12 protein-coding genes are annotated in these 13173 nt (G+C 63.8%); 11 read left to right on the top strand and 1 reads right to left on the bottom strand.

The annotated features are described in order from the left end of the window. Positions 1–6: 6 nt before the first annotated feature. From J1C52_RS05525 to J1C52_RS05480, 10 genes are all read left to right on the top strand, one after another. Positions 7–1053 (top strand): ABC transporter permease, encoded by a 1047-nt coding sequence (locus J1C52_RS05525; RefSeq protein WP_227426925.1) that lies wholly within the window; start codon positions 7–9, stop codon positions 1051–1053. Between the two features lie 89 nt (positions 1054–1142). Continuing rightward, a complete protein-coding gene (locus J1C52_RS05520) occupies positions 1143–2090 on the top strand; it encodes a D-ribose ABC transporter substrate-binding protein (RefSeq protein ID WP_227426924.1) in 948 nt (315 codons plus the stop codon). 276 nt (positions 2091–2366) lie between these two features. Further along, positions 2367–3845 carry a sugar ABC transporter ATP-binding protein gene (locus J1C52_RS05515; RefSeq protein ID WP_227426923.1) on the top strand — a complete coding sequence of 493 codons (1479 nt, stop codon included), beginning with the start codon at positions 2367–2369 and terminating at the stop codon, positions 3843–3845. Positions 3846–3877: 32 nt separating this feature from the next. Then, the gene (locus tag J1C52_RS05510) at positions 3878–4870 is read left to right on the top strand and encodes an ABC transporter permease (RefSeq protein ID WP_227426922.1); all 993 of its coding nucleotides are present in this window, start codon (positions 3878–3880) and stop codon (positions 4868–4870) included. A gap of 99 nt (positions 4871–4969) precedes the next feature. Then, positions 4970–5956, top strand: a complete 987-nt coding sequence (locus tag J1C52_RS05505) for a substrate-binding domain-containing protein (RefSeq protein WP_227426921.1) — start codon at positions 4970–4972, stop codon at positions 5954–5956. A gap of 91 nt (positions 5957–6047) precedes the next feature. Continuing rightward, positions 6048–6815 (top strand): GolD/DthD family dehydrogenase, encoded by a 768-nt coding sequence (locus J1C52_RS05500; RefSeq protein WP_227426920.1) that lies wholly within the window; start codon positions 6048–6050, stop codon positions 6813–6815. A gap of 11 nt (positions 6816–6826) precedes the next feature. Beyond that, entirely contained in the window at positions 6827–7819 is a 993-nt protein-coding gene (locus J1C52_RS05495) for a dihydroxyacetone kinase subunit DhaK (protein WP_227426919.1), read from the top strand. Between the two features lie 10 nt (positions 7820–7829). Further along, positions 7830–8474 carry a dihydroxyacetone kinase subunit DhaL gene (dhaL, locus tag J1C52_RS05490; RefSeq protein ID WP_227426918.1) on the top strand — a complete coding sequence of 215 codons (645 nt, stop codon included), beginning with the start codon at positions 7830–7832 and terminating at the stop codon, positions 8472–8474. Positions 8475–8505: 31 nt separating this feature from the next. Continuing rightward, entirely contained in the window at positions 8506–9150 is a 645-nt protein-coding gene (gene dhaL, locus J1C52_RS05485) for a dihydroxyacetone kinase subunit DhaL (RefSeq protein ID WP_227426917.1), read from the top strand. Further along, positions 9150–11231: a bifunctional sugar-binding transcriptional regulator/dihydroxyacetone kinase subunit DhaK gene (locus tag J1C52_RS05480; protein WP_227426916.1), complete on the top strand. Its 2082-nt coding sequence runs from the start codon at positions 9150–9152 to the stop codon at positions 11229–11231. The genes dhaL (J1C52_RS05485) and J1C52_RS05480 overlap by 1 nt, the downstream gene beginning before the upstream one ends. A gap of 8 nt (positions 11232–11239) precedes the next feature. On the opposite strand, the gene J1C52_RS05475 is transcribed toward J1C52_RS05480, so the two are convergent. Beyond that, a complete protein-coding gene (locus tag J1C52_RS05475; RefSeq protein ID WP_227426915.1) occupies positions 11240–11449 on the bottom strand; it encodes a hypothetical protein in 210 nt (69 codons plus the stop codon). A 226-nt stretch (positions 11450–11675) separates the two neighbouring features. Here J1C52_RS05475 and J1C52_RS05470 point away from each other — a divergent pair, with 226 nt between their 5' ends. Then, positions 11676–13166 carry a SulP family inorganic anion transporter gene (locus J1C52_RS05470; RefSeq protein WP_227426914.1) on the top strand — a complete coding sequence of 497 codons (1491 nt, stop codon included), beginning with the start codon at positions 11676–11678 and terminating at the stop codon, positions 13164–13166. Positions 13167–13173: the final 7 nt, after the last annotated feature.

Below are 13173 nucleotides of genomic sequence, written 5' to 3'. Positions count from 1 at the left end.
GAAACCATGTCAGACCGCACCACAGATGCGACGGCCCAAGCCGCCCCAAAACAAGGGCTGAACCTGCTGCACCTGCTGCTGGAAGGGCGGGCCTTCTTCGCGCTGATCGCGATCATCGCGATCTTCTCGTTCCTGTCGCCCAATTACCTGACGGCATCGAACGCACTGACCATGACCTCGCAAGTGGCGATCTTCGGGCTGTTGGCCATCGGGATGCTGCTGGTCATCCTGTCGGGCGGGATCGACCTGTCGGTCGGATCCACCCTTGCGCTTTGCGGCGTCTTCGCGGGCTGGCTGATGCAGGGGGTAGAACTGCAATCGCTGGGGGTGATCCTGTATCTGCCGGTCTGGGCCGTGGTGGTCTGCGCGCTGGCGATGGGGGCTTTCGTGGGCGCGGTGAACGGTATTCTGGTGGCCTTTTTGAAAGTGCCCGCCTTCGTGGCCACGCTTGGCACGCTGTACATGGCGCGCGGCGCGGCGCTTCTGATGACCAACGGGCTGACCTTCAACCGCCTTTCGGGCGACCCGAGCCTTGGCAATACCGGCTTTGAATGGCTGGGGTTCAACCGGCTTTGGGGCGTGCCAATCAGCATTTTCGTGCTGGCCGCCACGGCGCTTGCCGCGCATCTGCTGCTGACCCGCGCACCGTTTGGCCGCTGGCTCTATTCCACCGGGGGCAATGCACGCGCCGCCGAATTGTCGGGCGTTCCGGTGCGCAGCGTGCAGGTCTGGGTCTATGTGCTGTCGGGCATTTGCGCCGCCATCGCGGGGCTTGTGCTCAGCTCGCAGCTGACCTCTGCCGGGCCGACGGCGGGCACGACCTATGAGCTGACCGCCATCGCCGCGGTTGTGGTTGGCGGTGCATCGCTGATGGGCGGGCGCGGCACCATTCGCGGCACGCTTCTGGGCGCGTTCGTGATCGTCTATCTGGGCGCGGGCTTGGTCATCATCGGCGTATCGTCCTACTGGCAAACGGTGTTCACCGGCGCGGTGATCGTGCTCGCCGTCATGCTCAACTCCATCCAATACGGGGGAAAAGGCTTCAAGCTCTGACCCCCGATCCAGCTTCGCGGCGTCACGGGCCAAGGTGGCCCGGCGCGAAACCGCCGGTTTCCGGCACACCACCAAGGGAGAGAAGAACCATGTTCAAGATTACCAAACGCGCGCTGCTCGCGGCTGCGGTCTCGATGCCGCTGATGGCCAGCTCGGCCTGGGCCGAAGGGCTGATTTCCATCATCGTCAACGACCCGGCCAACCCCTATTGGTTCACCGAGGGCGAAGTCGCCCGCGCGACCGCCGAAGAGCTGGGCTATACCGCAAATGTCTCGGCCCATCGCGGCGACACGAATGTCGAATCGAACCTTGTCGACGCGGCAATCACGAATGGCGCCGCCGCGATCATCCTCGACCCGGCCAATGCCGATGGCTCCGTGGGTGTCGTGCGCCGCGCGACCGAGGCGGGCATTCCGGTGTTCCTTGTGAATGCCGAGATCAACGAAGCCGGGATCGCGATTGCCCAGCTGGTGTCGAACAACGCCCAAGGCGCGGCACTGGGTGCCGTGACATGGCAGGGCATTGTCGGCGAAGAAGCCAAGTATGTCGAATTCTTCGGCAACCCGTCGGACAACAACGCGGCCACCCGCTCTAACGGCTACAACACGGTGCTCAGCCAGTATCCGGGGCTGGAAAAGGTCGCCGAGGAAGTGGCGAACTGGGACCGCACCCAAGGCTATAACCGGATGCAGTCGATCATGCAGGCGAACCCCGAAATCGACGCCGTCATCTCTGGCAATGACGAAATGGCGCTGGGCGCGATTGCCGCACTGAAAGAAGCCGGCCGCCTGGAAGGCACGATCATCGGCGGTTTCGACGGCAGCCCCGACGCGGTCGACGCGATCAAGGCGGGCGAAATGGCGTATACGGTCCTGCAACCGGTCGCCGTCTTCTCGCGCGAGGCCGTGATCCAGGCGGATTACTACATCAAGAATGGCGAGCCGATGGTCGCAGAAGAAAAGCAGCTGTTCGACTGCCTGCTGATTACGCCTGACAACGTGGACCAGTATACCGCCCCGTTCACGCTGTCGAACTAATCCTCTCTCCCCTGTCGGCAGGTCAAGGGCGCGCAGATTTGCGCGCCCTTTTCCATTGCACAGACTGCCGCCGCGCACGGCTTGCGCCCGGCCAGACCGGGCGGGGTGGACGGTCTGGATGGGTGAATGCTCACGTTCTCCAGAGTTATGGATTTTAATTTTACATTTTATTACAGTGTTTTATTTGGCATGTGTGACATTTTTTAAATTATTATTGACATTTGATATGGCGGCGGCACATCGTAAGGCCAAGATCGGGTCTGGGAGGAACTCATCATGCAGCCGCTTCTGGAGGTGCGCGGGCTGACCAAGTCTTTCGGCGGGGTTGCGGCCCTGTCGGACGGGCGCTTTACCCTGCGCCCCGGCACGGTCCATGCGCTATGTGGCGGCAATGGCGCTGGCAAGTCGACCTTCCTGACCATCGTGATGGGAATCCAGTCGCGCGACGCGGGGTCAATTCGCGTTCTGGGCAAGGAAGCGCAGTTCACCCGCCCGTCCGATGCGCTGGCCGCGGGCGTGTCGATCATCGAGCAGGAACTCAGCCCCGTCCCCGCCATGAGCGTGGCCGAGAATATCTTCCTTGGCCGCGAACCCACGGGCCTTTTCGGTCGCGTCGATTTCGCCCGCATGAATGCCGATGCGCAGGAATTGCTCGACAGTCTGCATTTCAGCATTTCCGCGCGCAGCCTGATGATGGACCTGACCGTCGCAGAGCTACAGCTGGTCGAGATTGCCAAGGCGCTGTCCTACAACGCCGAAATCATCATCATGGACGAGCCGACCTCTGCCTTGGGCGAAGCGCAGGCGGACGAGCTGTTCGCCGCGATCAAGCGCCTGAAAGAGCAGGGCAAGGGCATCATCTATGTCAGCCATCGCCTGTCAGAGATATTCGAGATCGCCGATGAGTACACCGTGTTCCGCGACGGGCGCTTCGTGGGCGAAGGGGCCATCGCCGATGTCACCCGCGACGCCCTGATCGAGATGATCGTGGGCCGCCCCCTGACGGAAGAATTCGCCAAGTCGAACACCCCCACCGACCAGCCGGTCTTGCAGGTCAACGGCCTGAACGCGGAAACATGGGTAAAGGACATTTCCTTTACCCTGCACCGTGGTGAGATCCTTGCGCTCTATGGCCTGATGGGGTCGGGCCGCAGCGAGATTTTCGAGCGCCTGTTCGGCCTGTCGCCCGATATGGGCGGCCAGATCACGCTGAACGGCAAGCGCGTCAGCCTGTCCAGCCCGAATGACGCCATTGCGCATGGGCTGGCTTTCGTGACCGAGGACCGCAAGGGCTCTGGCCTGAACCTGATGGCCGACTTGCGCGACAACATCTGCATGGCGCGGCTGGATGAGTTGTCGAAGCTGGGCTTCATGAACCGCGCCCGAGAGGCGAGCGCCGCGCAACGCATGATCGAGGCGTTCGGCATCAAGACCCCGAATGATCGGCTGGTCGTGTCGGGCCTGTCGGGCGGCAACCAGCAAAAGGTTGTGCTGGGCAAATGGTTCCTGACAGAGCCGGGAATCCTGCTGTTGGACGAACCGACACGCGGCGTCGATGTGGGCGCCAAGCGCGAGATCTACCGCGTGATGTCGGATTTCGCGGCCAAGGGCGGCGCGGTCATAATGATCAGCTCTGAAACCGACGAGGTTCTGGGCATGGCCGACCGGGTCATCGTGCTGCGCGACGGCCGCATCAGCGGCGAAGTGGGGCGCGACGCGCTCTCGGCCAATTCACTGCTGCACCTGGCGGCATAAGCCGGGCAGATCGAGCAAGAGGACAGCAAGGCATGAACACGAACGCCGACACACAGGATTTCAAGGCACGCGCCGCCGATTACGGGCAACGCTATGGCATCCTGATCGCGCTGGTGCTGGTCTGCGCCGCGCTGGCGCTTGCCAATGAGTTCTTCCTGACCCAGCGCAATATCATCAACGTGCTGCGGCAGGCGTCGATCAACGGCATTCTCGCCATCGGCATGACCTTCGTGATCCTGACACGCGGGATCGACCTGTCGGTCGGGTCTGTCGTGGCACTTGCGGGGGTTGTGTCTGCGTCATTGGCTACCACCTCTGCCACCGCCGGGGTCGCGGGAGCGCCCTATGCGTTCTACATCGCGCTCAGCCTGGGCATTCTGGTGGGCATGGTCGCGGGCTGGGTGAATGGCGTTCTGGTTGCGTATTTCAACGTGCCCTCTTTCGTGACGACGCTAGGCATGTTGTCGGCGGCGCGCGGTCTGACATTGCTTTACACGGGCGGCCGCCCGGTCCCGTCGCTGACCGATGAGTACCGCTATATCGGCACGGGCGACCTGTTCGGCATTCCCATGCCCATCGTGCTGTTCGCCGCCGTGTTCGTGGTCGCGCTGGTTGTGCTGACCTCGACCCGCTTCGGGCGCCATGTCTACGCGGCAGGCGGCAACCCCCACGCCGCGCGGGTGTCGGGCATCAATGTGAAACGGGTGCGGATGGCGGTCTACATCATCTCGGGGGCGCTGGCGGGGCTGGCCGGCATGATCCTGGCCGCGCGCACCGGATCAGCGCTGCCGCAAGCGGGCATCGCCTATGAGCTGGACGCGATTGCGGCGGTGGTCATCGGCGGCACATCGTTGTCGGGCGGCGTGGGCCGGGTGACGGGAACGCTGATCGGTGCGCTGCTGATTTCGGTTGTGAATAACGGGTTGGACCTGATGGGGGTGGAATCCTACTACCAGCAGGTCATCAAGGGGATGCTGATCGTGGCAGCCGTGATGCTGGACCAGGCGCGGCACAAACACGCCTGACCGGACAACCCTTTACCAGAATCTGCCCGCCTTCGGCAGCGGTTTCAACTGCGAAGGCGACCAGATGAAATGTGCCATATCCAAGGGAGGACACGCACGATGACGAAACTTCTCAAGACCATGACACTGGCCGCGGCCCTGATGGGCGGCACTGCGGCTGTCGCGCAAGACGTGCCGCGCATTGGCGCCGCCGTCTACGGGCTGAACGCCGAATTCATGCAGCTCTGGGCGGCCGCGCTGGAACAGCATCCCGCCGTTGTCGACGGCGTGGTCGAAGTGACCGTGTTCGACGGTCGCTATGACGCGCTGGTCCAGCAGGAACAGTTCGAAACCATGATTACCCAAGGCTTCGACGCGATCATCTTCGTGCCGATCGACATCGAGGCCGGCGCGACCGCGGTGCAGGCCGCCCATGACGCGGGCATTCCGGTCGTGGGGTCGAATACGCGGGTGAACAGCGACCTGCTGTTGTCCTATGTCGGCTCGAATGATGTGCAATCGGGCTACATGGAAGCGAAATACGTGCTGGACCAGATCGGCTGTGAAGGCGGCGTGGTCATCATCGAAGGCCCGATCGGCCAGTCGGCCCAGATCGAGCGCCTTGAGGGCAACCAGCAAGCACTGGCCGAATGCCCCAATGTGACGGTTCTGGAACAGCAGACCGCCAACTGGTCGCGCGCCGAAGCGCAAACCCTGATGGAAAACTGGCTGACCCGCCACGGCGACAACATCAAGGGCGTGATCGGGCAGAATGACGAAATGGCGCTCGGTGCGATCGAGGCCATTCGCGGCGCCGGTCTGAACGTCAACGACTTCGCGATCGCCGGGATCGACGGTGTGACCGACGCGCTGATGGCCGTCAAGAACGGCGACATGGCGTCCATCCTGCAAGACGGCTCTGCCCAGGCGCAGGGCGCGCTGGACGTGGCGATCAAGGCTGTCATGCCCGATTACGAACCGATGTCGGCCATCTGGGAGCAGTATCCCGACATGCCATGGAACGGCGGCACCGATGCACAATACAATGTGCCCTGGACCCCGGTGACCACCGAAAACGTCGACGCGCTGCTGGAAATGCGCCAGTAATCGGGCATTGTCCGATCCGACACGACAGGGCCGCCCGCCATGCGCTGGGCATCCGGGCGGCCCACAAAACAAGATTTGAAAGGAGCGGGACATGTCTGAAGGCCCGGAAACAGTTGATTTCGATTTCCCGCTGCGCGGCAAGACAGCCTTCGTGACTGGCGCGGCATCCGGCATCGGCGCGGCCATTGCCGACGCCCTTGGGGCCAAGGGCGTGCGTGTCGCGGTGGTGGACCTTAACCAAGCGGCTGCCAGCGAAAAGGCCGCGCAACTGCCCGATGCGCTGGCCGTGGAGTGCAATGTCGCCGACCCCGCCTCTGTCGCGAATGCCGTGGCGCAGGTGAAGCAGGCTTTCGGGCGCATCGACATCTTGGTCAACAGCGCCGGTATCGTGGATCTGGCACCCGCCGAAGAGATTTCGCTGGCCGCATGGCAGCGCACGCTCGACATAAACCTGACCGGCAGTTTCATCGTGGCGCAAGCCATCGGGCGCGAGATGATCGCACAAGGCGGCGGACGGATCATCAACCTCGCCTCGCAGGCGGGCAGTGTCGCCATCGACCAACACGTTGCCTATTGTGCGTCGAAATTCGCGGTCATCGGCCTGACCAAGACGCTGGCGCTGGAATGGGGGCCGCACGGGATTACGGTCAACTCCCTCTCGCCGACCGTGGTGCTGACCGATCTGGGCAAAGCGGCCTGGGCCGGACCAAAGGGTGACGCGATGAAAGCGCAAATACCCACTGGCCGTTTCGCCGAACCCTGCGAGATCGCGGCCGCCGCCGTCTTCCTCGCCTCGGATGGCGCGGGCATGATTAACGGTGCCGACCTGATCGTGGATGGCGGATTTACCGTCAAATAAGGACAAGACAGATGCAACGCTTCTTCAATAACCCCGACGACATCGTCGATGAAACCGTCGCCGGATTTGTCCGCGCCCATCGCGATATGGTCAAGCTTGCGCCCGACAACAACCGGGTTGTGATGTCCAACTGGGCGGGCACGCCGGGCCGTGTGGGTATCGTCACCGGCGGCGGTTCTGGGCATGAACCGGCCTTCATTGGCTATACCGGGCGCAACATGTGCGATGCGGTCGCGGTGGGCGAGCTGTTCTCGTCCCCGACCGCCAAGACCTTTCACGATGCCATCCGCGCCGCCGATGGCGGGGCGGGCGTGGCGGTGTTGTATGGCAATTACGCCGGCGACAACATGAACGTGAAAATGGCCCGCAAGATGGCTGCGAAGGACGGGATCGCGGTCGAAACCGTGGTCGCCAATGACGATGTCTGCTCGGCCCCCTTGGACGAGCGCGAAAAACGGCGCGGCGTGGCGGGCGAAATCTTCATGTGGAAGGTCGGCGCGGCCACGGCGGCGCAAGGCGCGGACCTGGCGGGCGTGATCGCCGCCGCGCAAAAGGCCATCGACAATTGCCGCTCGGTCGGCGTGGGCCTTGGCCCGTGCACCCTGCCCGCCGTCGGGCACCCGAATTTCCAGATCGAACCGGGCAAGATGGAGGTCGGCATCGGCCATCACGGCGAACCGGGCGCGCGGGTCGAAGACCTTGGCTCTGCCAATCAGGTGGCCGATGACATGGTCAAGATCGTACTCGATGACCATGACCTGCCCGAGGGAACCGAGGTCGCCGTGCTTGTCTCTGGCCTTGGGGCAACGCCGATCAACGAGCTATACGTGCTGTATGACCGGATGGAGCGCCAGATCGAAGCGCGCGGGCTGAAGGTCTGGCGGCCCTATGTCGGCAATTACTTCACCTCGCTGGACATGGTGGGGGCCACGCTGACGGTGATGGCGCTGGACGAGCAGTTGAAAGCCGCGCTGGATCTGGACTGCACCTGCCCCGGATTTTGAGGAGACACCCATGAGCAGCATTGCCAATGCAGGCGCGGCGCGGATCGTGCAGGAAATCGCGGCAACCATCGTCGAGAACAAGGCGTGGTTGTCAGAGATCGACGGCAAGATCGGCGATGGCGACCATGGCATCAACATGGCCAAGGGCTTTGGCCGCGCATCGGACCGGATCGACCCGGCAGGCACGCTGACCGACGCCATGCAAACCCTGTCGGATGTGTTGATGTCGGAAATCGGCGGGTCGATGGGACCGCTTTACGGCATGATGTTTTCCGACATGGCCGACAGCCTTGGCACGGCCGAGCGGATCGACGCGTCAGGCTTTGGGGCCATGTTGCGCGCCGGTCTGGACGGGGTGCAGGACATCGGCGCGGCCAAACCGGGCGACAAGACGCTTCTGGATGCGCTGGTCCCGGCTGTCACCACCTTCGAAGAGCAGACCGCCGCGGGTGCCAGCTTCGCCGACGCGCTTGCCGCCATGCGCAAGGCCGCCGACGCGGGGCGCGACAGCACGCTCGACATGGTCGCCAAGATCGGCCGCTCGGCACGGTTGGGCGACCGCTCTCGGGGTGTGCTTGATGCCGGGGCAAGTTCCTGCGCGCTGATCCTGGCAGGGTTTGCAAAAGGGATCGCGTCACGGCTGGAAAGTGCTTGAAACCTGCACGCCAAAGCCGCAACCATCGGCCATGGACCGCATAGACACGTCTTTCATCACCGATTTCTTCTTCCTTGCCTCTGTCCGGCTGGAAGAAAACCGTCAAACGCTTTGCCGTCTGGACGGCGAAATTGGCGATGGCGATCACGGCACTTCCATGGCGAATGGCTTTGCCGCCATTGAAAAAGTGATCCGCGCACAACCTGATGCTGCGCCTGCCGATATGCTGCGGCAGGCGGCCCATGCCTTTCTGGCCGAAGTGGGGGCCACGGTCGGCCCGCTCTATGCCTCTGCTTTTCTGGAGATGGCCACGCTGTTCGACGGCGAACAGCCCCTTTCCCTGTCAGAGATCGGACAGGTCTTGTCGGCCTTCGCGCGCGGCATTGCCAAGCGCGGCAAGGCACAGCCGGGCGACAAGACAATGCTGGATGTTTGGCTGCCCGCCGCACAGGCCGCCGAGCGCGCGGCCCGCGCCGAGCAGCCGCTGACCCGCCTTGCCAGCCTGACGCGTGGGGCCGCAAATGCGGCGCGCGACGAAACCGCGGCGATGATGTCCACGCGCGGGCGCGCGGCGCGCCTGCAAGAGCGCAGCATCGGGCATCTGGACCCCGGCGCGGTGTCCGCCGCGCTGATCGTGGATGCGATATGCGCCACGCTGGAAGAGCGGGCAGGCTGATGTCGGGAACCAAGCGCCGCCTTTCCCCCCGCGACCCGACGCCCGCGCGCGCGCCGGTCCGCTTCGGCGACGACCCGGTGCTCTGGGCCAGTTGGCTGTATTACCAAGAGGGCATGACCCAAGGCGAAATCGCCGAGGAAATGGGGGCATCGCGCCCGACCGTGAATGCCTATCTTGCCGACGCGCGGGCGCGCGGCATCGTGAATATCTCGATCTCGACCGATCACATGCGGTCGGTGACGCTTGCGCGGGCACTGGAAGACCAGTTCGGGCTGGAAAGCTGCCTTGTCGTGCCCTCGCAAGGTGGCGCGCGCACGCTGATCGAAAAGGTCGGAAATGCCGCCGCCGGTCTGTTGCCGCAAATGGTGCATTCGGGCGACACCGTAGCCATCACATGGGGACGCACCATGCTGGCCATGGCGCAAGCGGCCCGGTTGGAGGGGCTGCGCGATGTGACTGTGGTGCAGGCCACCGGCGGAACCACCGCCAAGATCCCCTATTCGCCCGAATCCTGCGCGACGCGTCTTGCCGACAATATCGGCGCGCGGCGGGTGCCGATTTCCGCGCCCGCCATCGTGTCATCGGCACAGGCGCGTGACATGCTTGTCCAAGAAGCGGTGATCGCGGAACAGCTTCAATACCTGTCGCGGCTGGATCGGGTGGTGTTCGGCGTGTCGTCACTGCGGCCCAATTCCACCATTCACAGCAGCGGCTTTTTCGACAATGCGCTGCAACAGCATGATTTTTACGTGGCCGCGGTCGGCTCTTTGGCGGGGCAATTCATCGACGCTCAAGGCACGCCGGTCACGGGGCCGTTGTCGGACCGCTTTATCGGGCTGGCGCTGGATGACCTGCGCCGCGTGCCCACCCGGATTCTGGTAGCTGCCGGCGTGGACAAGATCCAGCCCATCCTCGCCGCGCTGCGCGGTGGCTATGTCACCACGCTGGTCATCGACTCGGACGCCGCCGACGGCATCCTGCGGGCGCTCGACGTGCGCTTGTCGCGCTATGCCGCCGCTGGCCGCGATACCGAGGGCAGCACAGACGACGCGACCACGCCCCCTTCGGCGCGCACCTTTGTGAAGAAGTTCCTGAACGACCCGCGCGACGTGGTGAACGAGGCGATGGAAGGCGCGCTTGCCGCCTATCCCGGCCATATCCGCCAGATAGACGACACGGTCCGCGCGATTGGCGCGCAGGCACCCCGTCCGACAGGCAAGGTCGGCGTGGTCATCGGCGGCGGCGCGGGGCACGAGCCGTCCTTTCTGGGCTTCGTGGGCCAAGGTCTGGCCGATGCCGTCGCCATCGGCAATGTCTTTGCCAGCCCACCGCCCGACCGCATCCTGACCTGCACCCGCTTTGCCGACCAAGGCGCAGGCGTGGTCTACATCTACGGCAACTATACCGGCGACGTGATGAATTTCGACATGGCAGCCGAACTGGCCGGGGCCGAGGGGATCAGCGTCGCCTCTGTACGGACCACCGACGACGTGGCCTCGAGCGGGTTCGAGGATCGCGATGCGCGCCGCGGCACGGCGGGCAACGTGTTCGTGTTCAAGGTCGCAGGGGCTGCCAGTGCCCGCATGGACCCCCTGCCAGAGGTCGAGCGGCTGGCCCGCAAGGCCAATGCGGCCTGCCACACGATCGGCGTCGCGCTAGAGCCGTGCTCCATGCCGGAAACGCGCCGCCCCAGTTTCGTGCTGGGCGAGCAAGAGCTGGAGTTCGGCGTCGGTGTGCATGGCGAGCCGGGCGTCACCCGCCAGCCGCACCGCGCCGCCGACCGCATTGTCGACGAGGTATGCGACCAGCTTTTCGCCGCCACCGCGCTGGGGCCGGGCCAGCGTGTCGCGGTGTTGGTCAATTCGCTTGGCGGCACCCCGATGATAGAGCTTTTGCTGCTGAACCGACGTGTCCAGCAACGTTTGGCCGCCTGCGGGGCGACCGCGCATCTGACACTTGTGGGGCATTACTGCACCTCGCTCGACATGGTTGGTGCGTCGATCACACTGATGCAGCTGGACGAAGAGCTTGCCGCGCTACTGGATGCGCCTTGCGACGGATTCGCGTGGATCAAACCCTGACGCCCCGATCACTCTTGCCCGTGTTCCCCGAATGCGGCCGGGTCAAATTTCCAGAACAGCGCATACAGGCACCACAGGCCCAGCGCGCCAGACAACACGCCGAACATCGGGCTGCCAATGGCGAATTCTACCGCCGACCAGCCCAGGCAGAGGGCCGTCACCAGCACCCGGCGCCACTTGGGGCGAAAAAACGGGTGTTTTACATCGAGAAGCTTCATCTTGGCCCCGTAGCCGCACGCTTTGGGCAAAACCTACACGTTGCGCGGGGGCGACACAAACCTATCTGCCGCCCGTCTGCAAGGGCTGGCAGGTTGCTCTTCCGGCCCGAAGCCGATAGGCCCGCGCGCAACGCAGATTGACCCGGCGACCAACGCGCCGGGACCAGACAGAAGCGCGGCGGCCCCCGATGCCCCGCGCCTTTTGCCCATAACGGACCCCGACGACATGATCTCCATCGACACTTACCGCGCGCAATGGTTTGGCAATATCCGGGGCGACCTGCTGGCCGGGCTGGTCGTTGCACTGGCGCTGATCCCCGAAGCGATCGCCTTTTCCATCATCGCGGGGGTGGACCCGAAGGTAGGGCTGTATGCCAGCTTCTCGATTGCCGTTCTGGTCGCGATCACGGGCGGGCGTCCGGGCATGATTTCGGCGGCAACGGCGGCGACGGCGGTGCTGATGGTCACGCTGGTGAAAGAGCACGGGCTGCAATACCTGCTGGCCGCGACCGTTCTGGCGGGGCTGATCCAAATCGGGGCGGGGCTTTTGCGGCTGGGCTTCGTCATGCGCTACGTCTCGAAATCGGTGATGACGGGGTTCGTCAACGCGCTGGCGATCCTGATCTTCATGGCGCAACTGCCGGAACTGGACCCGCGCAATGTGACATGGCTGACCTACGCGCTGGTCGCCTTTGGGCTTGCGATCATCTACCTGTTCCCGCGCGTGACCAAGGCCATCCCCTCGCCCTTGGTGACGATCATCATCCTGACCGCGCTGACCGTGGCGCTTGGGCTGGACGTGCGCACGGTGGGCGATATGGGCGAATTGCCCGACACGCTGCCGGTCTTCCTGATCCCCGACATTCCGTTCACGCTGGAAACACTGCTCATCATCCTGCCCTATTCCATCGCGGTGGCGGTGGTGGGCCTGCTGGAAAGCCTGATGACCCAGAACATTGTCGATGACCTGACCGACACCAAGTCGGACCGCAATCAGGAATGCATCGGCCAAGGCATTGCCAATACCGCGACCGGGTTCATCGGCGGCATGGCGGGCTGTGCGATGATCGGGCAGTCCATCATCAACGTCAAATCCGGCGGGCGCGGGCGGCTTTCGTGTTTCGTGGCCGGGTTGTTCCTGCTGATCTTGGTGGTGGGGCTGGGCGATCTTGTCAGCATCATTCCCATGCCCGCGCTGGTGGCGATCATGATTATGGTGTCCATTGGCACGTTTTCATGGTCCTCCATCGCCAATTTGCGCACGCATCCGCGGTCTTCCTCCATCGTGATGGTGGCAACGGTTGTGACCGTGATCTACACGCATAACCTGGCCATCGGTGTGCTGGTCGGTGTGCTGCTGTCGGGCATCTTCTTTGCCGCCAAGATCGCGCAACTGTTCCGCGTGACATCTGACATCAGCGCCGATGGGCGGGTACGCACCTATCATGTGGAAGGGCAGTTGTTCTACGGATCGGTCGAGGATTTCATGAATGCCTTCGACTTCCGCGATGCTCCCGAGCGCGTGGTGATCGACGTCAGCCGCGCGCATATCTGGGATATATCGTCCGTGCAGGCGCTGGACATGGCCATCCTGAAATTCCGCCGCGACGGGGCAGAGGTGGACGTGGTCGGCATGAACCAAGCCACCGAAACGCTGGTCGACAAGCTGGCCATGCATGACAAACCGGGCGCGATGGATGCGCTGAGCGGGCATTGAGGGGGGG

This window comes from Roseibaca sp. Y0-43, from assembly GCF_020667835.1.
Taxonomy (GTDB): domain Bacteria; phylum Pseudomonadota; class Alphaproteobacteria; order Rhodobacterales; family Rhodobacteraceae; genus Roseinatronobacter.
Note: the sequence above shows the minus strand (reverse complement) of the source record. Positions and strands in the feature narration are given on the sequence as shown.

What these genes read in the sequence shown, in the direction of transcription:
- J1C52_RS05510 (WP_227426922.1), top strand. Translation starts at nt 3,878, where the DNA reads ATGAACACGAACGCCGACACACAGGATTTCAAGGCACGCGCCGCCGAT.
- J1C52_RS05525 (WP_227426925.1), top strand. Translation starts at nt 7, where the DNA reads ATGTCAGACCGCACCACAGATGCGACGGCCCAAGCCGCCCCAAAACAA.
- J1C52_RS05470 (WP_227426914.1), top strand. Translation starts at nt 11,676, where the DNA reads ATGATCTCCATCGACACTTACCGCGCGCAATGGTTTGGCAATATCCGG.
- J1C52_RS05495 (WP_227426919.1), top strand. Translation starts at nt 6,827, where the DNA reads ATGCAACGCTTCTTCAATAACCCCGACGACATCGTCGATGAAACCGTC.
- J1C52_RS05480 (WP_227426916.1), top strand. Translation starts at nt 9,150, where the DNA reads ATGTCGGGAACCAAGCGCCGCCTTTCCCCCCGCGACCCGACGCCCGCG.
- J1C52_RS05520 (WP_227426924.1), top strand. Translation starts at nt 1,143, where the DNA reads ATGTTCAAGATTACCAAACGCGCGCTGCTCGCGGCTGCGGTCTCGATG.
- J1C52_RS05515 (WP_227426923.1), top strand. Translation starts at nt 2,367, where the DNA reads ATGCAGCCGCTTCTGGAGGTGCGCGGGCTGACCAAGTCTTTCGGCGGG.
- J1C52_RS05505 (WP_227426921.1), top strand. Translation starts at nt 4,970, where the DNA reads ATGACGAAACTTCTCAAGACCATGACACTGGCCGCGGCCCTGATGGGC.
- J1C52_RS05500 (WP_227426920.1), top strand. Translation starts at nt 6,048, where the DNA reads ATGTCTGAAGGCCCGGAAACAGTTGATTTCGATTTCCCGCTGCGCGGC.
- dhaL (WP_227426917.1), top strand. Translation starts at nt 8,506, where the DNA reads ATGGACCGCATAGACACGTCTTTCATCACCGATTTCTTCTTCCTTGCC.
- J1C52_RS05475 (WP_227426915.1), bottom strand. Translation starts at nt 11,449, where the DNA reads ATGAAGCTTCTCGATGTAAAACACCCGTTTTTTCGCCCCAAGTGGCGC.
- dhaL (WP_227426918.1), top strand. Translation starts at nt 7,830, where the DNA reads ATGAGCAGCATTGCCAATGCAGGCGCGGCGCGGATCGTGCAGGAAATC.